This is a genomic window from Bacillus sp. JJ634 (assembly GCF_036962285.1).
Taxonomy (GTDB): domain Bacteria; phylum Bacillota; class Bacilli; order Bacillales; family DSM-1321; genus Peribacillus; species Peribacillus asahii_A.
The window spans coordinates 45307-69432 of the sequence record NZ_JBALMU010000024.1 but is presented as its reverse complement, the minus strand read 5'-3'; the positions used below and the strand labels follow the sequence as shown (position 1 = coordinate 69432).

The 24126-nt window shown below is 40.0% G+C and carries 22 protein-coding genes; 2 read left to right on the top strand and 20 right to left on the bottom strand.

Annotated features, from left to right (window positions below; genetic code table 11):
• Positions 1–63 precede the first annotated feature (63 nt).
• Together V7068_RS04445 and V7068_RS04440 are read right to left on the bottom strand one after the other, a co-directional pair.
• A complete protein-coding gene (locus V7068_RS04445) occupies positions 64–1734 on the bottom strand; it encodes a DAK2 domain-containing protein (protein ID WP_499711268.1) in 1671 nt (556 codons plus the stop codon).
• A gap of 17 nt (positions 1735–1751) precedes the next feature.
• Entirely contained in the window at positions 1752–2114 is a 363-nt protein-coding gene (locus V7068_RS04440) for an Asp23/Gls24 family envelope stress response protein (protein WP_127759750.1), read from the bottom strand.
• A 248-nt stretch (positions 2115–2362) separates the two neighbouring features.
• Here V7068_RS04440 and rpmB point away from each other — a divergent pair, with 248 nt between their 5' ends.
• Positions 2363–2551, top strand: a complete 189-nt coding sequence (rpmB, locus tag V7068_RS04435; protein ID WP_028392895.1) for a 50S ribosomal protein L28 — start codon at positions 2363–2365, stop codon at positions 2549–2551.
• Positions 2552–2667: 116 nt separating this feature from the next.
• On the opposite strand, the gene spoVM is transcribed toward rpmB, so the two are convergent.
• The 17 genes from spoVM to V7068_RS04350 all read right to left on the bottom strand — a co-directional run bounded on the left by spoVM (position 2668) and on the right by V7068_RS04350 (position 20752).
• Positions 2668–2748, bottom strand: a complete 81-nt coding sequence (gene spoVM / locus V7068_RS04430; RefSeq protein ID WP_034302035.1) for a stage V sporulation protein SpoVM — start codon at positions 2746–2748, stop codon at positions 2668–2670.
• 115 nt (positions 2749–2863) lie between these two features.
• Entirely contained in the window at positions 2864–3517 is a 654-nt protein-coding gene (locus tag V7068_RS04425; protein ID WP_499711267.1) for a thiamine diphosphokinase, read from the bottom strand.
• Between the two features lie 65 nt (positions 3518–3582).
• Complete coding sequence (gene rpe, locus V7068_RS04420) at positions 3583–4233, bottom strand: ribulose-phosphate 3-epimerase (protein ID WP_252294218.1); 651 nt, start codon at positions 4231–4233, stop codon at positions 3583–3585.
• A 3-nt stretch (positions 4234–4236) separates the two neighbouring features.
• The gene (gene rsgA, locus V7068_RS04415; RefSeq protein WP_499711266.1) at positions 4237–5118 is read right to left on the bottom strand and encodes a ribosome small subunit-dependent GTPase A; all 882 of its coding nucleotides are present in this window, start codon (positions 5116–5118) and stop codon (positions 4237–4239) included.
• 26 nt (positions 5119–5144) lie between these two features.
• The gene (gene pknB, locus V7068_RS04410) at positions 5145–7151 is read right to left on the bottom strand and encodes a Stk1 family PASTA domain-containing Ser/Thr kinase (RefSeq protein WP_499711265.1); all 2007 of its coding nucleotides are present in this window, start codon (positions 7149–7151) and stop codon (positions 5145–5147) included.
• A 5-nt stretch (positions 7152–7156) separates the two neighbouring features.
• Positions 7157–7906 carry a Stp1/IreP family PP2C-type Ser/Thr phosphatase gene (locus tag V7068_RS04405; RefSeq protein WP_499711263.1) on the bottom strand — a complete coding sequence of 250 codons (750 nt, stop codon included), beginning with the start codon at positions 7904–7906 and terminating at the stop codon, positions 7157–7159.
• A gap of 6 nt (positions 7907–7912) precedes the next feature.
• The gene (rlmN, locus tag V7068_RS04400; protein WP_119116613.1) at positions 7913–9007 is read right to left on the bottom strand and encodes a dual-specificity RNA methyltransferase RlmN; all 1095 of its coding nucleotides are present in this window, start codon (positions 9005–9007) and stop codon (positions 7913–7915) included.
• A complete protein-coding gene (gene rsmB, locus V7068_RS04395; protein ID WP_499711262.1) occupies positions 9004–10356 on the bottom strand; it encodes a 16S rRNA (cytosine(967)-C(5))-methyltransferase RsmB in 1353 nt (450 codons plus the stop codon). Before rsmB ends, rlmN begins: the two co-directional genes overlap by 4 nt.
• Positions 10356–11303 carry a methionyl-tRNA formyltransferase gene (fmt, locus tag V7068_RS04390; protein ID WP_499711260.1) on the bottom strand — a complete coding sequence of 316 codons (948 nt, stop codon included), beginning with the start codon at positions 11301–11303 and terminating at the stop codon, positions 10356–10358. Before fmt ends, rsmB begins: the two co-directional genes overlap by 1 nt.
• Complete coding sequence (gene def / locus V7068_RS04385) at positions 11300–11785, bottom strand: peptide deformylase (protein WP_127759741.1); 486 nt, start codon at positions 11783–11785, stop codon at positions 11300–11302. Before def ends, fmt begins: the two co-directional genes overlap by 4 nt.
• 273 nt (positions 11786–12058) lie before the next feature.
• Entirely contained in the window at positions 12059–14470 is a 2412-nt protein-coding gene (gene priA, locus V7068_RS04380) for a primosomal protein N' (RefSeq protein ID WP_499711258.1), read from the bottom strand.
• A gap of 8 nt (positions 14471–14478) precedes the next feature.
• Complete coding sequence (gene coaBC / locus V7068_RS04375) at positions 14479–15687, bottom strand: bifunctional phosphopantothenoylcysteine decarboxylase/phosphopantothenate--cysteine ligase CoaBC (RefSeq protein WP_499711257.1); 1209 nt, start codon at positions 15685–15687, stop codon at positions 14479–14481.
• Between the two features lie 254 nt (positions 15688–15941).
• Positions 15942–16148 (bottom strand): DNA-directed RNA polymerase subunit omega, encoded by a 207-nt coding sequence (rpoZ, locus tag V7068_RS04370; RefSeq protein ID WP_252294201.1) that lies wholly within the window; start codon positions 16146–16148, stop codon positions 15942–15944.
• Between the two features lie 3 nt (positions 16149–16151).
• Positions 16152–16766, bottom strand: coding sequence for a guanylate kinase (gmk, locus tag V7068_RS04365; RefSeq protein ID WP_119116619.1), 615 nt, complete (start codon positions 16764–16766; stop codon positions 16152–16154).
• A 10-nt stretch (positions 16767–16776) separates the two neighbouring features.
• Positions 16777–17040, bottom strand: coding sequence for an extracellular matrix/biofilm regulator RemA (gene remA / locus V7068_RS04360; protein ID WP_034313813.1), 264 nt, complete (start codon positions 17038–17040; stop codon positions 16777–16779).
• Positions 17041–17094: 54 nt separating this feature from the next.
• The gene (locus V7068_RS04355) at positions 17095–17970 is read right to left on the bottom strand and encodes a YicC/YloC family endoribonuclease (RefSeq protein ID WP_499711256.1); all 876 of its coding nucleotides are present in this window, start codon (positions 17968–17970) and stop codon (positions 17095–17097) included.
• A 103-nt stretch (positions 17971–18073) separates the two neighbouring features.
• Entirely contained in the window at positions 18074–20752 is a 2679-nt protein-coding gene (locus tag V7068_RS04350) for a cation-translocating P-type ATPase (protein WP_499711254.1), read from the bottom strand.
• Between the two features lie 251 nt (positions 20753–21003).
• Here V7068_RS04350 and V7068_RS04345 point away from each other — a divergent pair, with 251 nt between their 5' ends.
• Positions 21004–22719, top strand: coding sequence for an Rqc2 family fibronectin-binding protein (locus V7068_RS04345; protein WP_499711253.1), 1716 nt, complete (start codon positions 21004–21006; stop codon positions 22717–22719).
• A 66-nt stretch (positions 22720–22785) separates the two neighbouring features.
• Here V7068_RS04345 and V7068_RS04340 read toward each other — a convergent pair whose 3' ends face one another.
• Positions 22786–24084 carry a Ppx/GppA phosphatase family protein gene (locus tag V7068_RS04340; protein WP_499711252.1) on the bottom strand — a complete coding sequence of 433 codons (1299 nt, stop codon included), beginning with the start codon at positions 24082–24084 and terminating at the stop codon, positions 22786–22788.
• Positions 24085–24126: the final 42 nt, after the last annotated feature.

The following is a 24126-nucleotide window of genomic DNA, read 5'->3' as shown; positions in this document are numbered from 1 at the left end:
AGTTTATTGCTGATTCACAGCTTATACACGACCAATCGAATCCATACATTCAATTGGATCTTTTTATTCAATTGAGAAAATAAACGCATATAAAGGTTGCTGTCCATTATGGACTTCTACTTCAACGTCTTCAAATGTTTCTTCACAAAAGGCAACAAGTGCTTCTACTTCTTCATTTGTCGCGTCTTCTCCATGAAGAATCGTTAAAATTTCCGACTCTTCATCAATCATCTCTGCTAACAAATCTTTTGCAACTTGAAGCTTTTCTTTTCCTTTGACTTTAATTTTCCCTTCGTCAAGACCCATGAAGTCGCCATTTTCAATCGTTAAGCCATCAATTTGCGTATCGCGAACAGCATAGGTAATCTGCCCTGTCTTCACATGAGAAAGGGCTTCTTTCATAACCGCTTCATTCTCTTCTGCAGAAAGAGCTGGATTAAACGCAAGTAACGCCGCCATTCCTTGCGGGACTGTTTTAGATGGGATAACAATAACTTGTTCCTCTAACACAGCTGCAGCTTGCTCAGCTGCCATAATAATATTTTTATTATTCGGCAGGATGATAATCGTTTCTGCATGAACAGCTTGTACCGCCTTAACAATATCCTCTGTGCTCGGATTCATTGTTTGGCCGCCTTCAATAACCTGCTTGGCACCAATGCTTTTAAATAATTCACTAATTCCAGCACCCATCGCAACCGATACAACACCATATTGTTCTTTTTCCTTTGGCGCTGTTTGTAACGGCGTGGTCGTTTCATTTACAATCGCTGTATGCTGCTCACGCATATTATCAATTTTCACCTTTATTAAGCTGCCGTACTGTTGACCATAGTTTAAGCAAGTTCCCGGTTGTTCCGAATGAATATGTACTTTCACAATTTCTTCATCAGAAATAACAAGTAAAGAATCTCCGTACTCACTTAAATCTTGACGAAAGGACTCTTCGTCAAAAGGATGATTGGCTACTTTTTCCGCCTCTAATCGCAGCATAAATTCTGTACAGTAACCAAATACGATATCTTCCGTATTCATGTGCCCTTGTACATTCATATGGTGCTCCGCATTTACCAGCTCATCCATACTTGGAATATTGGCCGAACGAGTTGGAAGAGCTTCTCCCTTTAACTCCGCAAGAAAGCCTTCATATACAAACACTAAACCTTGACCGCCGCTATCTACTACACCTACTTCTTTTAAAACCGGTAATAAATCTGGCGTACGATTTAGCGATGCATTTGCTTCTACCACAATTTCTTCCATCACAAGAACGATATCACGATGCTTTTTAGCAGAAACAACCGCTTGCTTAGCTGCATCTTTAGCAACCGTTAAAATTGTTCCTTCAACAGGTTTCATGACCGCTTTGTATGCCGTTTGAACCCCCGCTTCAAATGCTTGAGCAAATTCTTCGCTCGTAATTGCTGCTTTATGTTCAATCGCTTTTGAGAAGCCGCGGAATAACTGTGATAAAATAACACCGGAGTTCCCACGCGCTCCCATCAGCAAACCTTTCGATAACGCAGCTCCTACTTTACCAATATGCTCTTGCACATTATTCTGTACTTCCTTCGCTCCAGAAGTCATAGATAAATTCATATTCGTTCCTGTATCTCCATCTGGAACAGGGAAAACGTTTAATGCATCGACCATTTGAGCATGAGCTGCCAGCTGATTAGCCCCTTGAATGATCATTTCTGCAAAACGCTTTCCGTCTAAACTTGTAATTGACACAAAATTTCCTCCTATACCTAAGCGTTCGTTACACGAACTCCTTGCACAAAAATATTAACAGAATCAACAGCAAGTCCGACTGTTTGATCCAGAGTATATTTCACCTTCGACTGCACATTATGAGCAATTTCTGAAATTTTCGTTCCATAACTAACAATAATAAACATATCAATGTGAACTTCTTCGTTTTCTTGACGAACGATAACGCCTTTAGCGAAATTCTCTCTTCGTAAAATTTCAGCAATACCGTCTTTAAATTGTTTTTTGGAAGCCATCCCGACAATTCCGTAGCAATCAACAGCCGCTCCGCCAGCTACAGTAGCAATTACATCCATAGAGATATCAATTTGTCCATATTTCGTTTGTAGTTCGATAGACATTTTCTTTACCCTCCCAAAAAATCGCATTAACTATTTAACATTCTACTATAATAGCCCTTGTTTTAAAAGTCATAGCCATCCTATTTTATTATAAATGATTCTTCCCAACTATATGTCAAGGTATTTTTCTTGAAAGTAATAAACTACAGTATTGCATTCTCACGGCATGTATGATAAATTATTAAGGTATTTCAAAAGACTTAAGATAGTTTTGAACTTAAGCAAGAGTAGTTAGGAGGGAATTAAACATGGCACGTCAATGTGTAATCACTGGAAGAAAAACTCGTTCTGGTAACAAACGCTCTCACGCAATGAACGCAAACAAGCGTACATGGGGCGCTAACCTTCAAAAAGTACGTATTTTAGTTGACGGTAAACCTAAACGTGTATACGTTTCTGCAAGAGCTCTTAAATCAGGCAAAGTAGAACGCGTATAATGTTAACGGCATCCTCCCCAGGGTGCCTTTTTATTTTGAAAAGCGAACCCGGCTTGGTCATCTCGTTATATAAAAAACAACACCCAATTGACTGGGTGTTATCATTTATTTGTTGTTTATCCTTTTTTAAATGCTCCAAGCATCGCCTTCACTAAACCACCAAGGACCTTAGGCAATTTAATCGTATAAAATTTCATTATGCCCCTCCTCTTATATCTCCACACCTATTTCGTGGAATGTTCTATCACGAGATAAGCTTTTTAACAGATTATGCACAGAAGATGAATTCTGAATCTGTCTCCAGCATAAATTTTAATCATTGCTTCTTACCATCATTATTATGCCTTTTTCAAATGAAACATTCCCATATTCAGAAATTAGTTCATTGCTAATACAAAGCGTGGACCCTCTCGTTAATCGTGCTTGATGCAGCGGATATTTAAATCCTGTTAGCGTAATACCTGTTACTTCCTTCGTCACAGACAAAAGAGAAAAATATTTCTTCTTTGAATCGTATTGAATATTATATGTCCCAGGCTTTTTTATAGTAACACTGTTTTTCTCATCGATGATGTATATGTCCGTCTCATCTAAACATTGTAAAACAGTCTCTTGCTGAAGCAGTTGAATATTTCCGAGAAAATGATCAATTCGTCCTCCCGTCGCCCCAAAAATATAAATATTCTTTGGTTTTTGACGAATGGCCCAGTTAAGCGCAAGCTCAAGATCCGTTTCATCTTTCTCCGAAGGAAACAGCGATACTTCTGGTAATTGAGCTTGCATCATTTGAAGCTCGTCCTTCGTCACCGAATCAAAATCTCCTACTGAAAGATGAGGAGTAATCCCCTGCTCTAATAACGCCAATACTCCGCGATCAACACCGATCCACAGATTCGCTGTTTGTTTATACATGTGTAAGTTGGGCCAATACTGACTGGGCCCTCCAGCCATAATACAAATATTCATATAACTCCTCCATACATCTATAGAAAAAAGCCGCTCAAGTATTGAGTCGGCTTCCTTCCATACAATTAATCATTACCGCGAATTTTTCTGATTGCCTCAGCTCGGTCTTCTTGGTTATAAATAGCAGAGCCTGCCACTAATACATTAGCACCTTGTTCAATGCATAGTTTGGCCGTTTCTTCATTTACACCACCATCAATTTCAATCTCCAAATCTGGGTTGAATTGATCAGCTAACGCCTTCACTTCAGCGATTTTTGGTAACACAGAATGAATGAACTTCTGTCCCCCAAAGCCTGGATTTACCGTCATTAACAGCACCATGTCTACATCTTCAATAATATGTTGAATCTGAACAACAGGTGTTGCCGGGTTCAACACAACGCCTGCTTTTACACCAAAAGACTTAATTAATTGAATTGTACGATGTAAATGCGGGCATGCTTCGACGTGAACAGTAATATAATCCGCACCTGCTTTCGCAAATGCTTCAATATACTGATCAGGATTTTCAATCATTAAATGCACATCAAGCGGAAGCTTCGTAACTGGTCGAATCGCCTCTACAATCAACGGACCAATTGTAATATTAGGAACAAAATGTCCGTCCATAACATCGACATGAATATAATCCGCACCACCGCGTTCTACGTCTAAAACCTCTTCTCCTAATTTTGCAAAATTAGCTGACAATATAGATGGAGCAATTTTAACCATCGTTCAATACCTCGGCTTTCTCTCTCTAATTTCTTCTAAAAACTGTTTATAATGTTCATAACGGTAAACAGGAACCTCTCCTGCTTCCACCGCTGCTTTCACAGCACAGCGAGGCTCCTTATCATGCAAGCAACCTCGGAATTTGCAATTCTCACTTAACTCATAAAACTCAGGAAAACAATACGTAAGCCGTTCAACTTCCATTTCGATAAAATCCAGCGAACTAAACCCTGGTGTATCCGCAACAAGACCCGAGCCAATATGAATAAGCTCAACATGCCTTGTTGTATGTTTGCCGCGGCCTAAGTGAGATGAAATGTCATTCGTCTTTAAATCTAGTTTAGGATTAATCGCATTTAATATTGAGGATTTACCGACACCCGATTGCCCGGCAAACACACTCGTTTTTCCATCCACAAATGGAAGCAGCTCTTCGATTCCTACTTCAGTGACAGAAGACGTAATCATTACAGGATACCCTAATTTTTTATAATTGCTTACGTACTCATCTAACTGAGCTCGCTTCTCTTGAGGAACTAAGTCAATTTTACTTACAACAATAATCGGATCAATTTCATTATCCTCAATCAATACAAGGAAGCGATCTAACAGCGCTGGACTAAAATCTGGTTCTACTGCCGAAAAAACGAGAATCGCTTGATCCACATTCGCAATCGGCGGGCGAACTAATTCGTTTTTTCGCGGTTTTACTTCTAACACGTAGCCATCTGTTTTATTTTCAGCTTGATAGACGACATAATCGCCGACAAGGGGCGTGACTTTATTTTTACGAAATACTCCTCTGCCGCGACATTGAATCACTTCTTCACCATCTAATACATAATAAAACCCGCTAAGTGCTTTAATAATTTTTCCTTCGGGCATAGCTCCACTCCTTCTGCTAAACTTTCTTAATCGGAATACTGTACCTCTTCATCTATAATTACTTGATCATCCCGCATAACTTTATACCTAGCAGGTTTATCGATTGAAACCGTTAAATCAATCGTTCGTTTCTTATTCTCCGTCATATGAAACGAGTCGAATGGTTCATCCATTGTCCGTGTTAAATCTTCAACATAAATTTGAACATACTGAGCCATCCCAATAACATCAGGCTTATATTCAATCGTAATTTCTTTTGTAACCGTTTTTGGCGGTACTTCTTCTTTTCCTTTTGATAATACAACTTTGACTGTGCTTCCTTTATCAATCGAAGAATGAGCAGCAGGGGACTGCGAAATAACTTGTCCTTCTGGCACAGACTGATGATATTCTTCCTTCTCCACTTCTATTATTAAACCGCTATCTTGCGCATAGTCTTTTAGACCTGCCTCACTATAGCCTGTTAAATCTTTCAGTAAAATTTGTTCACTTCCTTTACTAACAGTAAATTCAATAACTGTATCCTCAGGTAAAACTTCCGTATTGGCCACTGGATTTTGCGAAATAATCGTTCCAGAAGCAATATCAGCATGGTACTCCTCTGTCACGACGATATCTTTAAATTCCATTTTTTCTAATTGCTTTTCTATATCTTCTATATTTTCCCCTTCATAATCAGAAAGAACGATCGTTTCTTGACCGATACTTTGATAAATGTCAATTTTCGCGCCTTCTTTTACTTTCTTACCTTCCTTTGGATTCGTTTTAATAACATGATCTTCAGGAATTTCTGCGTCTTCTAATTCAATAATTTTGCCTGGTACTAAACCTATATGCTGCAATTCCGTAATCGCATCCTCTAACTCTTTTCCTTGCAAGTCGGGAATCGCTACTTCCTTTGTTCCTAGCAAAGATGGGAACACTACAATAATCAAGATTGTCAAAAATAATAGCGTTAAAAAAGATGCCACTAAAATAACCGGTCCCTTTTTCCGCTTTGTTTTTTCTTGTTCAGGCTGTTTAGCAGGCTTATTGTGGTTTGCTTTATCGCTCGCAATGGTCGGTTCATCATGGTCGGAAACAGGCTTATTTTTCTCTGGTCCTCTAACGATTGTCTCATCGATGCTGTCTAGATAATCATTCGTAATAATCGGAATCGCCTTTGTAGCCTCTTCATCTTGCGGGATGAAAAAGGGAGCTTCATTCTCCCTGCCCGGATCAAGCGCTGTACGAATATCCTCCCCCATCGCTTCAACACTTTCATAACGATAATAGCTGTCTTTCGCTGTTGCCTTTAAAATAATATTTTCTACACTTTGCGGAATGTCGGCATTCCATCGCTTCGGTGACGGCGTTTCAGACTGTAAATGTTTCAGAGCGATAGAGACAGCTGATTCTCCTGAAAATGGCAATCTTCCTGTCAACAACTCAAACATCACAATGCCAAGCGAATAAATGTCCGATTTCTTATTGGCCATCCCCCCTCGCGCTTGTTCAGGGGATAAGTAATGAACAGAACCGAGCACCGCATTTGTTTGCGTAATATTTGTAGCACTTAATGCCATCGCAATGCCGAAATCCGTGATTTTAACAATCCCTTCATGGTCAATGAGAATGTTTTGCGGTTTAATATCACGATGAATAATTCCGTTATGATGCGCGTGAGATATGGCAGCTGTAATTTGCTTCATAATATCTAAAGCTGTTTCAATAGGAATAGGAGAATTTTTTTGTATGTATTGTTTCAATGTCATTCCTTCGACATATTCCATTACGATATAATAGATATCGCCTTCTTCACCGACATCATAGATGCTGACAATATTAGAATGAGCAAGACTCGTTGCCGATTGTGCTTCACGATTAAAGCGCTTAATGAATTCTTCATCATTATTAAAATCCATGCGCAAGATTTTCAGTGCCACATCGCGATCTAAAATCATGTCCCGAGCCAAATACACATTTGCCATGCCGCCGCCGCCAACCATTTTTAGCAGCTTATAGCGGTCATTAATTCTTTTACCAACCAGCATCAGACTCACCTCACTACACTTTCATCATAAAATTGAACGAGTACGAGGGTAATATTATCTTCGCCACCATAATGATTTGCTAAATCAATAAAGGCCGTTGCTTTTTCTTCTAGTGAATATTCATTTTTCACAATATTGCACATTTCTTGTTCACTTACTTTATTAGACAAACCATCCGAACACAGCAGAAGAATATCTTCTTCTTCAAACATGACCGTTACAATATCCATTTCTACTTTCAATTCCGTACCTAATGCCCGCAATAAAACATTTTTCCGTGGGTGGTGTTCCGCATCTTCCTTCGTAATTTGACCAGTACGAACGAGTTCATTGACGAGAGAATGATCTTCTGTTACTTGTTTAAACCCGCTTTCATTATGCAAATAACAGCGACTATCACCAATATTGGCAACCGATGCAAATTTATCTGTACAGATAGCTGCAACAATAGTTGTTCCCATTCCTTGGCATTCGTTATTCTCCGCAGCATGTTGAAAAAGAACTTCATTTACCTTCGTAATATTCTCTCTCAGCCACTTTTCCGCTTCATTCGCTGTCTCGATAGCTCCTGCTTCATCCCAGCTTTTCTTTAACAAATCAACGGTCATCGTGCTTGCCACATCCCCAGCACGATGACCGCCCATGCCATCGGCTACGATGGCAAGGCGAATCCCTGTGGAATTGATAAAAACTCCACCATTATCTTCATTGTGTTGACGTACTTTACCGCGATCTGTTCTATAAATTGTCCGCATATCGAGTCACCTCGTCTCTTCTTTTCGCTCCTTGGCCCGAAGCTGGCCACAAGCCGCATCAATGTCATGACCTTGCTCTCTTCGAATTGTTACATTAATACCACGTTTCTTCAATGTCTTTTCAAATGCAAAAATTTGTTCACGAGGTGTTCTCACATAGTTGCGTTCTGGTACGTAATTAACAGGAATTAAGTTTACATGGCACTTGATTCCTTTAATAAGTGCAGCAAGTTCTTCCGCATGTTCCACTGTATCGTTTTCTCCACCGAATAAACCATATTCAAAGCTAACACGGCGCCCAGTCTTTTCTGTATAATACTTAATAGCTTCAATTAAATCAGGCAGTTTATACGCACGGTTAATCGGCATTAATTTACTGCGAAGTTCCGTATTTGGTGCATGAAGCGAAACAGCAAAATTAATTTGTAGAGGTTCTTCAGCAAATTGATAAATTTTTGGGATAATGCCGCTTGTTGAAACCGTAATATGACGTGCTCCAATATTCAAGCCTTTTTCATGATTAATGTTTCGTAAAAAGGACATCATGTTGTCATAATTATCAAATGGTTCCCCAATTCCCATAATGACAAGGGAACTCACCCGCTCGCCAACTTCATCCAATGCTTGCTGTACTTTTACAACTTGAGCGACAATTTCTCCTGCCTCTAAGTTACGCTTTAACCCACCAAGTGTAGAAGCGCAAAACGTACAGCCGATTCGGCATCCCACTTGTGTTGTAACACAAATAGAATTTCCGTAATCATGGCGCATTAGTACCGTTTCAATCGAATAGCCATCATGAAGCTCAAATAAAAACTTCATCGTACCATCACTAGATGTTTGTTGAATCAATGTATTCAGCGTTGTAAATGTAAACTGTTCTTCCAATTTATCACGCAGCTGTTTTGATAGGTTTGTCATTTCAGCAAACCCTTTTACACGCTTTTTATATAACCAATCATAAATTTGTTCACCACGAAAGGCTTTATCACCGTTCTCAACAGCCCATTCTTTCAGCTGCTGAATTTCTAACGAATAAATCGATGGCTTTTCTGGCTTCGTATCTTTTTTCACTCTTGTTGACTTTGTAATCTCTGTCATGCTTGTACCTTCTTTCTAAAGCTTGCAATAAAAAATCCATCGCTTTCAAAATATTGAGGGAATACTTGAAGTCTATGCTCCTCCACATAAGGCACAATCGCCTCAGGCATTCTTTCTTTTAAACTTAGATCGCTTTCAAATTCCGGATGACTCTCCAAAAAGGCAGCTGCCACTCGATCATTCTCCTCGCGATCGACCGTACATGTACTATAAATCAAGCGCCCGCCTTGCTTCACTAAAGGTGCCGCTGCGTCTAACAACTTTTGTTGAATAGAAGAGAGCTTTATTATATCATCTTTTGTTTTCGTATACTTCACATCCGGTTTACGGCGCATAACACCCAGGCCCGAACATGGTGCATCGACAAGAATACGGTCAAACCCTTCTTTGTTAAATAAGTCTTGAACATGCCGGCTATCCGCAGCTTGTGTTTTAACATTTCGAAGCCCTAAACGCTCTGCTTGATCTTTAATCAGCTTTACTTTATGCTCATGCAAATCTAAAGCATACACTTGTCCAGTCGTTAACCCTTCGGCAATATGTGTTGTTTTTCCTCCAGGTGCTGCACAGCAATCGAGAACCGCATCATTTTCACTTGCTCCTAAAGCATGAGCAACGAGCATCGAGCTTTCATCTTGAATGGATAGGTATCCTAATTTATAGCTTTCAGAATGAGCTAAGTTCCCGCGATAACAAATAATCGCTTCGGGCAAAATATCGCTCGCTTCAACATCGTAGCCTTCTTCAATTAAAATACTCACAAGCTCACTGCGGGAAATTTTCTTTACATTCACCCGTGCCGTTTGCAAAGGCGCTGTTAAATTGATTTCACACATATCCTCGGTTTTTTCAAAGCCAAATTGCTCAATCCAACGCTTCACAAGCCAGATGGGGTGACTCGTCCTAATCGCTAAACGTTCGCTTTCATCTTCAATTTCCTCAAAAGAAGCAACGCCATTTCGTTGAATATTGCGAAGTACACCATTAACCATCGATGTCGTTCCTTTATGGCCGCGTCTTTTCGCAATTTCTACTGCCTCAAACAAAATCGCATGATCCGGCACTTTATCTAAGTAAACCATTTGATAAACAGACATGCGGAGTAAATTGATTACCCAAGACTGTGTTTTTTTCGGGTTTTTAATATACGGTTTAAGAAAATAATCTAACGTCATCTTTCGTTGAATCGTTCCGTAACTAATTTCCGTTAACAACCCGCTGTCTGCGCTGGAAAGCTGGTATTTATTAATTACATTATTTAACATCAAGTTGCTATACGCTTGATTTTTCTCTACTGATTCGAGAATATCAAGGGCAATATCTCGCACACCCTTTTTCGTTTGCTTCATTATTCTTCTCCTACCTTCATACCTGCTTTAATAAATGCCCCAGCACCGCGTAAATAATCTTTTGCCAGCATTTTTTTCTTACCCGAAGGCTGAAGCTCAGTAATGAGAATAGCGGTTTCGTTACCTGTTGCAACAACAACCCCTTCTTCACGAACATCGATGATGGTTCCCGGAGCGGATTCTTTCATGCCTGGAAGCTTTTTTGCTTGCCATACTTTTAAGACGCTGCCTTCCAATAGTGTATACGCTACAGGCCACGGATTTAAGCCGCGCACATGGTTATAAATTTCTTGTCCTGTTCTTGTCCAATCAATTTTTTCATCGGACCGTTTAATATTCGAAGCAAAAGTTGCTTTCGCTTCATCTTGCTTAATGGGAGTAAGTTCTCCGTTTATTAGTTTCGGCAAAGTTTCCGCTAATAAATCTGACCCCACTTGACTTAGCTTATCATGAAGTGTTCCAACATTATCTTCTTCTTCAATGACAACCTCTGCCTGTGTTAAAATATCTCCCGCATCCAGCTTTTCAGCCATATACATAATCGTAATACCTGTTTTTTCTTTTCCCTGCAAAATTGAATAATGAATCGGTGCCCCGCCGCGCAGCTCTGGTAAAAGAGAAGCATGGACATTAATACAGCCAAACTTTGGCGCTTCCAGCAGTTCATTCGGCAAAATCTGTCCAAAAGCCGCTGTCACAACTAAGTCAGGTTTTAGAGCCAAAATCTCAGCTAAATCTGCTTCATTACGAACTTTTTCTGGTTGATATACTGGGATACCGTACTTCTCCGCCTCTACTTTTACAGGTGGAGGCGTTAATACTTTCTTCCGTCCAACCGGTCGATCAGGCTGCGTTACAACCGCTATTACTTCATAGCCTTCATCCATAATTCGCTTTAAAACAGGTACCGAAAAATCCGGCGTCCCCATAAAAATAATCTTTGTCATTGTTCCTCAAACCCTTCTAGCTCTTCTGCTGTTATATAGCGAGAAATTTTACTTGTAAATAAAACGCCGTGCAAATGATCAATTTCATGTTGAATGGCGCGCGCTAAAAAATCTTCCGCTTCAAGCTCATAATATTCTCCACGTCGATTTTGTGCCCGAATCTTTACACGATATGGACGTGTTACTTCGCCATATACATCCGGAAAACTTAAGCACCCTTCAATACCGGTTTGTTCTCCATCTGCTTCTAGAATCTCTGGATTGATCATTTCAATGACACCGGATTCCTCATCTATTTCCACGACAGCAATTTGTTTTTTCACACCAACTTGCGGAGCAGCGAGCCCTACTCCATCTGCTTCGACCATCGTTTCATACATATTATTTAACAGCTTAGCCAAATTTTTATCAAAACTTGTGACTTTTGCACATTTTTGTTTCAAAATTTTTTCCGGAAACATTACAATTGGTAAAATCGTCAAAAAATTAAACCTCCTATTAGAAAAGCGCAAGGCGCCCGCTTATCGGCGACAAGCATAAGACAAGCGCTGACAAAAGGCGTTCTTTGCCTTTCGAAGTGATTGCTTAGACCATAGAGCCGATGGCGCCTGGAGCTAGACACCAAAACATATTGAAAATTTTATAATGTCTTATTCTTTTTAGAAAAGCACAAGGCGCGCGAAGCGATATCCCCTTACTCGTTTTACAATCATTTTATTTAAAAACGCGAGCGCTACTAGCAGCTCGCGACTGGACTACATCATAATTTGTGGATTTAAATCAATCGAAATGGTCAAATGATGTTGTATAGATTCTTGTTGATAATGCTCTAAAATCGTGTGTAAATGATGATGTAATTGCGGCTCCCGCTTGTATTTTATCAGACATTGATAGCGATATCTATTGTTGATTCGACTAAGCGGTGAAGCAACTGGGCCGAGAATAATAGAATGCGGACTTAAATGCATTCTTAAATAGTGTGTAATCTTTTCTGTCGTCGCCACCGTTTTCATGACATCTTCATGTGATACGGTAATAAGAACAAGATAGAAATAAGGCGGATAATGACTTTGCCTCCGAATCAACATCTCTCGTTCATAAAACGAATCATAATGCTGAAGAGCAGCCAGCTCAATACTATAATGCTCAGGTGTATATGTTTGAATCACTACTTCCCCAGGAAGATCGTGCCGTCCAGCTCGTCCACTCACTTGCGTTAAAAGCTGAAACGTTTTCTCTGATGAACGAAAGTCTGGTAAATGCAACATTGTATCCGCTGATAAAACTCCGACAAGCGTAATATTAGGAAAATCAAGACCTTTTGCAATCATTTGCGTACCAAGTAAAATATCAGCCTTGCCTTCTCCAAAAGCATTCAACAATCGTTCATGCGAGCCCTTCTTGCTCGTCGTATCCACATCCATACGAATAACGCGTGCTTCAGGGAGTATCTTCGCTAGTTCTTCCTCTACTTTTTGCGTTCCTGTTCCAAAAAAGCGAATATGTTCACTTTCACATTCTGGACAAACATTTGGCATGCCCTCTTCATGACCGCAATAATGACATTTCATTATATCATTAAAGCGATGATAGGTGAGAGAAATATCACAGTTTGGACAATGAATCACATAGCCGCAGCTACGGCACATAACAAAGGATGAGTGCCCTCGTTTATTTAACATCAAAACAGTCTGTTCCCTTTTTTCAAGACGGTCTGTTAATTTCGTTAACAGCATTTCTGAAAACATCGAGCGATTTCCATTGCGAAGTTCCTCGCGCATATCGATGATTTCAACAGCTGGAAGTGCACTTTCATTCATACGCCGACTCATCGTTAGTAACTTATATACCCCTTTTTGAGCGCGGGCAAACGATTCTAATGTAGGTGTCGCACTGCCGAGAATAACCGGACAGCGATGTGATTTAGCTCGCTCAATCGCTACATCGCGGGCATGGTAGCGCGGTGTCTCTTCTTGTTTATAGCTTGCTTCATGTTCTTCATCGATAATAATTAAGCCAAGATGTTCAAAGGGCGCAAAGATGGCCGAGCGTGCCCCAACGACCACCTTCACTTCTTTACGATGAATTTTACGCCATTCATCATACTTCTCTCCGATTGACAAGCCGCTATGCATCACAGCGACCTGCTCACCAAATCGTTCTTTAAAGCGTTTGACCGTTTGCGGTGTTAACGAAATTTCCGGAACAAGCATAATCGCTTCCTCACCCTTTTCAATAACAGAAGCAATGGCTTGAAGATAGACTTCCGTTTTCCCGCTTCCTGTTACTCCATATAGAAGAAACACCTCATGTTCTTTGTTCCTAATATTTTCTTGAATCGGGTGCAGCGCTAAAGCTTGCTCAGTCGTTAACGACAGCGGCTCTGACCGTTCAAAGATTCGATTTTCATACGGATTACGATATACTTCCTGATTTTCTTCAGCGAGCAGCTGCTTCTTGACTAATGCTTTGACCGTCCCGTTCGATGCATGAGTTACTTCAAGCAACTCTTTTAACGAAATAGGTTCAGGATGCGCACAGACATATTGTAAAACCTCACGCTGTTTTTTCGCATTTCCGGTAAAAGTGAGTGCAATTTCCGCAAGCTTTTCCCCTGTATGTAATGGGCGAATCACTTTGATTGTTTTTTTATTTAATTTATTCTTCACATAATAAACAAGCTCAAGATGCCCCTGTTGTACTTCCTTTTGAAAAAGAGCCCCATGTTCTCCTTCAATGACTTCCTTCCAAGTGATGGAAGAACGATGTCCCATTGCAGCAAGAACAATAGGAGACAACTCACCCTTTTTTTCTTCGATTATATTAAGGACTTTTTCATATTTTGCTTTCATCGCTGCTGGGAGCATTGCTTGTAAAGCGGTGATTTTAAAACACATCGCTTCCCGTGTCATCCAATTGGCAAGCTGCAGCAATTCCTTATTTAAGACCGGTTCTAAATCCATCGGCTCTTTCATATTACGCAACTTATTCCACTCACTATGATCTTTCAACCCGACCACAAATCCTTGTACCATTCTCGGGCCAAACGGGACAATTACGCGCATGCCCGGTTGAATGATGTTTGTCCATTTGTCAGGAATTCGATAATCAAATTCACGGTCGGTTTGCTTTGCGGGAACATCCACAATAACTGTTGCAATGTTCATACTTTCCATCAATCCTTTTGTAACATCGAAGCTGCTTCAGTTAAAATTCGTTTTGCTGTTTCTGTTTTTGTCAGCATTGGCAAGTTGATAGCACCGCCATCTCGTTTAAACATCGTTACAATATTCGTATCTGTTCCAAAGCCAGCTCCTGCTGTCGTTACATTATTGGCTACAATCATATCTGCATTCTTTTTCTCAAGCTTTCCACGTGCATATTCTTCTACTGCGTTCGTTTCAGCAGCAAACCCAATAATAAGTTGGTGAGTTTTCTTCATTCCCAACTCTTGAAGAATATCTTTTGTTCGTTCTAACTCAATTACATTGTCTCCCGGTTGTTTTTTCATTTTATGTGTATGATAAAATTTTGGCTTATAATCCGCTACAGCAGCTGTACCAATAACAATATCCACATCGTCATAAAATGGCCAGACCGCATCATACATCTCTGCTGCTGATTCAACTTGTACAACATGAGCTTTAGCAGGCGGTGTTAAATGGACTGGGCCTGAAATAAGCGTCACTTCCGCACCTAGTTTAATCGCTTCTTCTGCCAAAGCATATCCCATTTTCCCACTCGAATGATTCGTTAAAAAGCGAACAGGATCAATCGCTTCCCGCGTTGGTCCTGCCGTAATTAAACATTTCTTCCCACGAAGCGGTAATGGTTGATCCTTCTCATCAAAAAACTGCTGCAAATGCTGAACAATCGTCTCAGGTTCTTCAAGGCGCCCTTTACCAACATAACCACACGCTAAATAGCCTTCTCCTGGCTCAATAAACTGATAGCCGAAAGATCGTAATGTGTCCATATTTTTTTGGACAGCAGGATGGGCATACATATGTACATTCATCGCTGGAGCAACCCAAACTGGTGCTTCTGCAGCTAAAAGTGTCGTCGTAATCATATCATCAGCAATACCGTTAGCAAGCTTCCCAATCACATTCGCTGTCGCTGGAGCAAGCAGAATAAGATCCGGCCAGTCTGCTAAATCAATATGAGCAATAACAGCTGAATCCTTCTCATCAAACGTATCGGTATAGACATCATGTCGTGATAGCGCTTGAAATGTAAGCGGAGTCACAAATTGGCGAGCTGAATCACTCATGATTACCTTCACTGAAGCTCCCGCTTGTGTCAATTTACTTGTTAAAGCCGCTGCCTTATATACAGCAATCCCACCTGTTACACAAAGAAGAATCTTTTTATCGATAAGCATAGAATTTCCCCCTAGCTTGAACATTGTTTATTTTATTATAATCCAAATGGATATAAAACGAATATGACTTTACCTTTTGAAATGATTATCATTCAAACATCTATTCCAATAGAATAAGATCATGCGGACATCCCCTTCTCCTGCACAAAAAGAAAAGGTCTGACAACGTTTGCAGAGCGAGATACGGTAGATAAACTACCGAGCCTCATTGCTTTACGGAGTCAGACCCGAAAAGGTCAAGCAAATGCGATTACTTACTTTTCTTCATATTGATTCGTATAAGTTAATTTCCCGGAATAAATTTCCTCTAGCGCACGACCAACAGATTTATGAGAAACAGGCTTTTCAACTTGGCAATCTTCCTTAATTTGCATTTCACGAGCGCGTTTAGCGGCAACAGAAACAAGCGAGTATTTAGAATCAATTTTAAGTAATAAAGAATCAATTGGTGGATATAACATAATTTATTCAGCCTCCAGCATTTTTTTATAACGAGCTTCTACTCTTTCACGTCGACAATGTTCAGCAACAATAATGCAGTTTACTTTTTCACATGCTCTTTCTACAGAATCATTTTCAACGACATAATCATATAAGCTCATAAGTTCAATTTCCTCTTTTGCCACTTTCATCCGACGTTGAATGACCTCTTCCGTGTCCGTTCCACGATTCACGATGCGGTTCTCAAGTTCTGAAAGACTTGGCGGCGCCAGAAAAATAAACAAGCCATCTGGGAATTTTTCCCGAACTTGCTTTGCTCCTTCTACTTCAATTTCTAGGAAAATATCCTTTCCTGCCTCAATTGTCTCTCGTACATAATCAACAGGTGTACCATAGTAGTTGCCTACAAACTCAGCATGCTCGAGCAATTTCCCTTGCTCAATGAGCGCTTCAAATTCTTCCCGCGTTTTAAAGAAATAATCAACCCCGTCAACTTCTCCTTCACGTGGCAGGCGAGTCGTCATCGAAATAGAATACTCAAACGATTTATCAGGCTCGGAGAAAATAGCCTTTCGAACCGTTCCCTTTCCAACACCAGATGGCCCAGATAATACAATCAATAACCCTTTTTCTTTCATAATATATCCTTTACCCCTCTTCTACGCTGTCATCACGATCTTGAAGACGTGCAGCAACTGTTTCCGGCTGAACAGCTGATAAGATAACGTGATCACTGTCTGTTATAATTACAGCTCTTGTTCTTCTTCCGTATGTAGCATCTATTAATGAACCGCGATCGCGGGCATCCTGAATAATTCTTTTAATTGGAGCCGATTCCGGACTCACGATTGAGACAATACGATTTGCAGAAACAATATTTCCAAAACCGATATTTATGAGCTTGATCGACATTATTGTCCTCCATCCCTATTCTATTGTCACCTTGAAGCTTTAATCATAAACAACCTATTCAATATTTTGAACTTGTTCTTTCATCTTTTCTAATAAGCTTTTCATTTCGACAACTTCCTTTGTAATAAGAGAATCATTTCCCTTTGAACCAATCGTATTGACTTCTCGGTTCATCTCTTGTACAAGAAAATCAAGCTTACGACCAATCGGATCTTTTTGCTTCAATGTTTCTGCGAATTGTAATAAGTGGCTTTCTAATCTAGTTAACTCCTCGTTAATATCACACTTATCTGCAAAAATGGCTGCTTCTGTAACAAGTCGACTTTCTTCAATCAACCCGTCCGTTAATTCGTTTAACTTCATCGCTAGCCTGTCTTTATAAGCACGAACAACAGAAGGAGCATATTGTTTCACATGTTGTGCGATAGCTGCTAACTTTTCCTTATGTGTTTCTAAGTCATAAGCTAGCTCTTGACCTTCTTGAACGCGCATACGTTTTACATCTTCTAACGCGCTTGTTAATGCTTGCAGTAGGAGCCATTCCACTTCATCATTTTCTGCGGGTACTTCTTCTACCGAAAAAACCGTTTCAAGTTTCAGTAAATCTTGTAACGTGACCTGTGATGTAAACTCATACTTTTCTTGTACTGTATCTATGAGTGAAACAAATTGATCCGCAATATCCCAATCGAACTTCAGCTCCTTAGCAACAAGGCCTTCTCCTTCGACTGTAATAAAAATTTCTCCTCGTCCACGTCGAATATATTCATTTGCTTTCTTCTTTACTTTATCTTCTAAGAATAAAAGCTGTCGCGGCATTCGAATATTGTATTCACAAAAGCGATGATTCACCGTTTTAATTTCAACAGTTACCCTCACATGATCATTCTCTGCCTTACCTCGTCCATAGCCTGTCATACTAATAACCATGGTTTCACTTCCTATCAAACATAATGTACGGTCATTATATGTATTGGGAAAAAATAAAAAGGTAATAGAGAACACTCTACTACCTTATGGATTATATCATATATTATTTTGATTTTCTTGCTAAAAAGCTGCCAGCCAGTAAAAAAGTTGGAATCGACGACATTCCGATAATTAACAGCCAATCACGAGCAGGAATCGCGACTGTATGGAAAATCATTTGCAATGGCTGATAATAAATGACCGCAATCATCAACAGTAAAGAAGACAATACGGCACCAACTAAATATTTATTTCCAAAAGGATTTCGTGAAAAGATGGAACGTTCGCTTCGGCAATCAAACACGTGAATCAGCTGCGTTAACACTAATGTAGCAAAAGCGACCGTCTGGGCGTATTCCAAATTGTCCGGATTCGCACGATAGACAATATAAAAAGCAATCAAGGTGGAAAGACCAATCAAAAAACCGCGAGAAATGATCTTCCACCCAAGCCCTCTTGCAAATACGCCTTCGTTTGGACTGCGCGGCTTTTGCTTCATCACATCATCTTCTGGTTCATCTAGACCTAAAGCCATCGCCGGTAAACCATCTGTCACTAAATTGACGAATAAGATTTGAATAGGCACCATCGGCAACGGTAGAGCACAAAGCATAGCAAAAAACATCACCAAAATTTCTCCTACATTCGAAGCTAATAAATAACGAATAAACTTCCGAATGTTTTCATAAATATTCCTTCCCTCTTTAATCGCTGATTTAATCGTCGCAAAATTATCATCCACTAATATGAGAGAGGAGGCTTCTTTGGCCACATCCGTTCCTGTAATCCCCATTGCTACCCCAATATCCGCTGTTTTAATAGCCGGGGCATCATTCACTCCATCGCCGGTCATCGCTACGATATGCCCTTTATTTTGCAGAGCCTTTACAATTTGTAGTTTGTGCTCTGGTGACACACGAGCGAACACCGCAACATCTTCCACTATTTCTTCTAGCTCTTCAAACGACAAATCATTTAATTGCTTCCCTTCAACAACCCTCTCCTTGCCCTTTAAAATACCGAGCTGCGCAGCAATCGCTTTAGCGGTCGTCACATGGTCTCCCGTAATCATCACTGTTTTAATGCCTGCTTCTCGACATTCTTTAATAGCTTGCTTCACTTCAGGACGAGGAGGATCAATCATTCCTTGCAGCCCCATAAACGTTAAGTTCTTTTCAGCTTCCTCTTCATGTAACACGACATGTCCAGCCGCTAATGGCTTATAGCCTACCGCAATCATCCGAAGAGCAAGTGAAGCTAGTCCTTCCATTTCTCGATGAACACTTGCTTGATATTCTTTATTCAAAGGAGCTGTTTTCCCATCCCACAAAATCGATTCACAGCGAGCAAACAGGACATCTGGAGCTCCTTTCGTCACAACAAAATGCTTTCCTGCTTCATCTTTTATGATGACACTCATCATTTTTCGTGTCGAATCAAACGGAAATTCCTTCACAATTGTAAATTTCTCAAACAATTGCTCTCTCGTTAACCCTGCTTTTAATGCGGCAACAAACATTGCCCCTTCCGTTGGATCGCCGTCTAACGTAAACCGATCTCCTTTTCTCACTAAATCCGCTTTATTGCACAGCATACCGAATGTTAACAATTGAAGCAATGACTTTTCCCCTTGTAAAGAAACAGCTCGTTCACCGTCTAGAAATTCTCCTTCAGGAGCGTAGCCGGTCCCTGTAACATCCCATGTCTTTCCGCCGCTCCATAGCTTTGTCACTGTCATTTTGTTTTGTGTCATCGTTCCTGTTTTATCCGAACAAATAACCGATGCACAACCGAGCGTTTCAACAGCAGGAAGCTTACGAACAATCGCCCGCTGCTTAATCATACGTTGCACACCTAGCGACAAGGCGACTGTCACTATAGCCGGCAAGCCTTCAGGAATAGCTGCAACCGCAAGCGACACCCCTGCTAAAAACATCGTATACACGTCATGTCCTTGTAACACACCTGTCAATACTACAATAACGGTTAACACAAGGGCCGTCGCAATTAAAATTTTACCAAGCTGCTCCAATCTGCGTTGAAGCGGTGTAATCATCGTTTCCGCTGTTTGAAGCAAGTGGGCAATTTTCCCCATCGCTGTATCCATTCCAGTGGCGATGACAATCCCTTTACCGCTTCCTCTCGTTACCATCGTCCCCATAAATGCTTTATTCTCTTCGTCACCAATACCATCTGCATCAAATAAAAGCGGTTCAGATGTTTTAACAGCCGGTTGTGATTCACCTGTTAAAGCAGATTCTTCAATTTCTAAACTGAATGATTCAATAATTCGCAAATCTGCTCCGATTCGGTCACCGCTTGCAAATTTTAACACATCTCCAACAACAACTTCCTTAGAGGGTATTTTTATCCATTTATTATCACGTAACACATAGACTTGCGGAGCAGACATCTCCTTTAAAGCATCTAAGGACTTCTCTGCTTTTCGTTCTTGAAAAAATCCAAGAATCCCGTTTAAAAACACAATTGCAATGATAGCAATCGCATCTACATATTCACCTAGTATCCCCGAGATAAGCGTTGCGACCAATAATACGAGCACCATAAAATCTTTAAACTGGGCAAAAAACAACAGCAACGCGGACTGTTTTTCAGCTTCTTGAAGTTCATTAAACCCATGTTTACGCTGCCTTTTCGTCACCTCATCTTTGCTCAATCCAAGCTTAATGCTTGTTTGAAGAGCATTCTCTATTTCTTGCGTCTTCATTTCCCGGAACTTCATCGAGCATCACACATCCTCTGCATAATAATAGAAAAGTGGCGGCGGGATTATTTACAGAAACAGATAATGTGCACGATCTAAGCAGTCCTCCCCCTCCTCTAACCTTGACAAGCTCCAACCATCTCTCCTCCCATACATATTCAGACTCGTCCAAAAAAATGCTATAATGAGTATGAAAAGCAGTACAAGTCTCGATTGCTTACAAGATAGTAGTTACTTCAATCAATATTTGAAAAGAGGATGTATAATATATGTCATTTGACGGATTATTTACGAAAGCGATGACAGAAGAAATCGCTTCTTTACTAAAAGGCGGCCGTATTAATAAAGTGCATCAGCCTTATAAAAACGAATTAATTTTAGTTGTTCGGGCAGGCAAGCAAAACTTCAAATTATTACTCTCTGCTCATCCAAGCTATGCAAGAGTTCAAATAACAGAAGAAGATTATGAGAATCCTAAAGAACCGCCCATGTTTTGCATGCTGCTCAGAAAGCACCTTGAAGGGTTTACGATTGAGGATATTCGTCAACATGAATTAGACCGAATCATTATTTTGGATGTAAAAGGACGTAACGAACTCGGCGATTTATCTCAAAAACAATTAATGATTGAGATTATGGGTCGTCACAGCAACATTATTTTAGTCGATCAAGAACGAAATATGATTCTCGATAGTATTAAACATGTATCCTATGCAGTAAATAGTCACCGTGCCATTTTGCCAGGTCAAGAGTATAAGCTCCCTCCTGCACAGAACAAACAAAACCCATTTACTGCTTCTACAGAAGATATTGTAAAACAACTAGATTTCAATGCAGGTAAATTAGATCGTCAGCTTGTGCAACAATTCGCTGGAGTCTCCCCTTTATTCGCTAAAGAAGCCGTTCATCTCGCTGGACTTGCTAATTCGGATACATTGCCAGGAGCTTTTCTTACATTAATCCATACACTTTCTAAGCGAGAGTACATACCTACTATGATATCGGATGGAAAAAAAGACGTGTTTTATATGCTTCCTTTACATCATCTTTCCGGTGTGGCTAAATCTTTCTCATCGCTCAGCCAAATGCTGGATCGTTTTTATTTTGGTAAGGCTGAGCGTGATCGTGTTAAGCAGCAAGGGCATGACCTTGAACGATTTATCACAAACGAAGTGGAAAAAAACCGAAAAAAAATTGGAAAGCTTGAACGAACGTTACAAGAAACCGAACGCAGTGAGCAATATCAATTATATGGTGAATTATTGACCGTGAACTTATATCAAATGACAAAGGGACTAACGGAAATTGAAGTCGTCAATTATTATGATGAAAATGAAAGTACCGTCGTTATTCCACTTAATCCACAAAAAACACCGACAGAAAACGCCCAGCATTATTTTGCTAAATATCAAAAAGCGAAAAATGCAGTCGCTATTGTTCAAGAACAAATTGAAAAAACAAAAGAGGAATTACACTACTTTGAAACGTTGCAGCAGCAGCTACAATCCGCGTCACCAAAGGATGTAGAAGAAATTCGTGAAGAGTTGCAAGAAGAAGGCTACTTACGCCAAAAACAAAAAAAAGGCATGAAAAAACCTGCCAATGCCAAACCGCAGCTTGAAACATATCACTCTACAAACGGGGATATTATTTTCGTTGGAAAAAACAATAAACAAAACGATTACTTAACGAATAAATTTGCCCGCCGCGATGAAATATGGCTTCATACGAAAGACATTCCTGGTTCACATGTTGTCATTCGCAACGAAGCACCGAGTGAACAAACAATTACAGAAGCCGCTATTTTAGCTGCTTATTATAGTAAAGCCCGACAATCAAGCTCTGTCCCCGTTGATTATACAAAGGTGCGTCATGTAAAAAAACCAAGCGGCGCAAAACCTGGCTTCGTCATTTATGAACAGCAGCAAACCCTGTTTGTTACACCAGACGAAGAAATCGTCATTCAATTAAAAAATAATGAATAATACGTAAGAGGCTGTTTTACGACGTTCTTTCTCATTCAAACGTTGTAAAACAGCCTATACATTCTTTTATTCTCTAAACAAATTCAATGACTTCATGTGCAAAACAAATGCATGGTCACTATCAGTCAAAATCCTTTTATACTTATCATCCACGTTATACTCAGCAATTAACAGCGCCATCATCATTTGCTGATGAGTCATTCCAAATATGCCGCGTGAGAATAAGTATTTCAAAAATTTCTTAGTCGACTTTCCATCAGAGTACTGTTTTTTCAAATTAAAGAGCGTGGCAAGCTTCATCACATCGACCTCTTCAGTAGTTAATATCGACTGACACGCAGCAAACACTTCTGTCAAACGTTGCTGATAGCGCTTGGAAAGAGCATGCTCATTCAAAAGCTGTTCAATGTCACGCTCTAGTATATTCTCACATACAGCTCCTTTTAATAGATAATCCCATACAACGCCTTCTCTTAACCCATGCTTACTTAAAATAAGTTGTTCATTCTGTACATAATTCATAATCGTTACAACGAATAATAAAGCACTCGGAAAGATGGCTGCCCGTTTCTTAGGGAGCCCCTCGACATCTAAACGTTCCTGCTCTGTTAACGTTCGCAGCTCTCGAAAAATAGATTGAACCCGTTCAAAGGTTAACGAATAATTATGCTGAATTGACAACGGATAACGCTTCTTAGCCCGATCGTACTTTCCAATGGTCCGCATCGTTCCGCCAACACCAATGACCGCATCAACCTCTATGTCCTTTAGCCATTCAACATGGTCTAGCAGCGCTGTAAAAGATTGCGTCATTTTTACGAGGAGCTGATCATCAATCGTATTCGCAGATTGGAATCGGTCACAAATATTTAATGAACCAACGGGTAAGCTAATTGATTGTTTCATATCCCGATTACTAACATACACAAGCTCTGTACTGCTCCCGCCAATATCAACCATTAAATAATTGTCGAGTGCAAAACCATTAACAATGCTATAGTACCCTAGATACGCTTCTTGTTGTCCGGAAATCAACTCAACTTCAATTCCGATTTGTTCTTTTATTCGTTGAATAATTTCCTGTCCATTAGCCGCACGACGTAAGGCCTCTGTTGCTACGCAAAATACTTTGTCCACTTTGTTGCGAACCGCTACATGCTGGAATCTAGTTAATACCGTCATCATTTCCTGAATTTTTTCTAGCTTTATGTAGTCACCTTTTTGTAAATTCGCCCCTAAACGAACATACGCTTTATAATCATTATCATTGACGATTTTAATTGGATTAAAATACTTCTCGCTCACTTCACAAATCACCATATGAAAGGAGTTAGAACCTATATCAATGACCGCTATCCGTTCCATATCAACCCCTCCTTAACACCTATCACAAAACACCTAATTGTT

Bases quoted from the DNA above. Each gene is read 5' to 3' on its own strand.
- V7068_RS04440 (WP_127759750.1), bottom strand. From the start codon at position 2,114: ATGTCTATCGAACTACAAACGAAATATGGACAAATTGATATCTCTATG.
- rpmB (WP_028392895.1), top strand. From the start codon at position 2,363: ATGGCACGTCAATGTGTAATCACTGGAAGAAAAACTCGTTCTGGTAAC.
- spoVM (WP_034302035.1), bottom strand. From the start codon at position 2,748: ATGAAATTTTATACGATTAAATTGCCTAAGGTCCTTGGTGGTTTAGTG.
- V7068_RS04425 (WP_499711267.1), bottom strand. From the start codon at position 3,517: ATGAATATTTGTATTATGGCTGGAGGGCCCAGTCAGTATTGGCCCAAC.
- rpe (WP_252294218.1), bottom strand. From the start codon at position 4,233: ATGGTTAAAATTGCTCCATCTATATTGTCAGCTAATTTTGCAAAATTA.
- rsgA (WP_499711266.1), bottom strand. From the start codon at position 5,118: ATGCCCGAAGGAAAAATTATTAAAGCACTTAGCGGGTTTTATTATGTA.
- pknB (WP_499711265.1), bottom strand. From the start codon at position 7,151: ATGCTGGTTGGTAAAAGAATTAATGACCGCTATAAGCTGCTAAAAATG.
- V7068_RS04405 (WP_499711263.1), bottom strand. From the start codon at position 7,906: ATGCGGACAATTTATAGAACAGATCGCGGTAAAGTACGTCAACACAAT.
- rlmN (WP_119116613.1), bottom strand. From the start codon at position 9,007: ATGACAGAGATTACAAAGTCAACAAGAGTGAAAAAAGATACGAAGCCA.
- rsmB (WP_499711262.1), bottom strand. From the start codon at position 10,356: ATGAAGCAAACGAAAAAGGGTGTGCGAGATATTGCCCTTGATATTCTC.
- fmt (WP_499711260.1), bottom strand. From the start codon at position 11,303: ATGACAAAGATTATTTTTATGGGGACGCCGGATTTTTCGGTACCTGTT.
- priA (WP_499711258.1), bottom strand. From the start codon at position 14,470: ATGAACATTGCAACAGTTATTGTGGATGTTCCCGCAAAGCAAACCGAC.
- coaBC (WP_499711257.1), bottom strand. From the start codon at position 15,687: ATGCTTATCGATAAAAAGATTCTTCTTTGTGTAACAGGTGGGATTGCT.
- rpoZ (WP_252294201.1), bottom strand. From the start codon at position 16,148: ATGTTATATCCACCAATTGATTCTTTATTACTTAAAATTGATTCTAAA.
- gmk (WP_119116619.1), bottom strand. From the start codon at position 16,766: ATGAAAGAAAAAGGGTTATTGATTGTATTATCTGGGCCATCTGGTGTT.
- remA (WP_034313813.1), bottom strand. From the start codon at position 17,040: ATGTCGATCAAGCTCATAAATATCGGTTTTGGAAATATTGTTTCTGCA.
- V7068_RS04355 (WP_499711256.1), bottom strand. From the start codon at position 17,970: ATGGTTATTAGTATGACAGGCTATGGACGAGGTAAGGCAGAGAATGAT.
- V7068_RS04350 (WP_499711254.1), bottom strand. From the start codon at position 20,752: ATGAAGTTCCGGGAAATGAAGACGCAAGAAATAGAGAATGCTCTTCAA.
- V7068_RS04345 (WP_499711253.1), top strand. From the start codon at position 21,004: ATGTCATTTGACGGATTATTTACGAAAGCGATGACAGAAGAAATCGCT.
- V7068_RS04340 (WP_499711252.1), bottom strand. From the start codon at position 24,084: ATGGAACGGATAGCGGTCATTGATATAGGTTCTAACTCCTTTCATATG.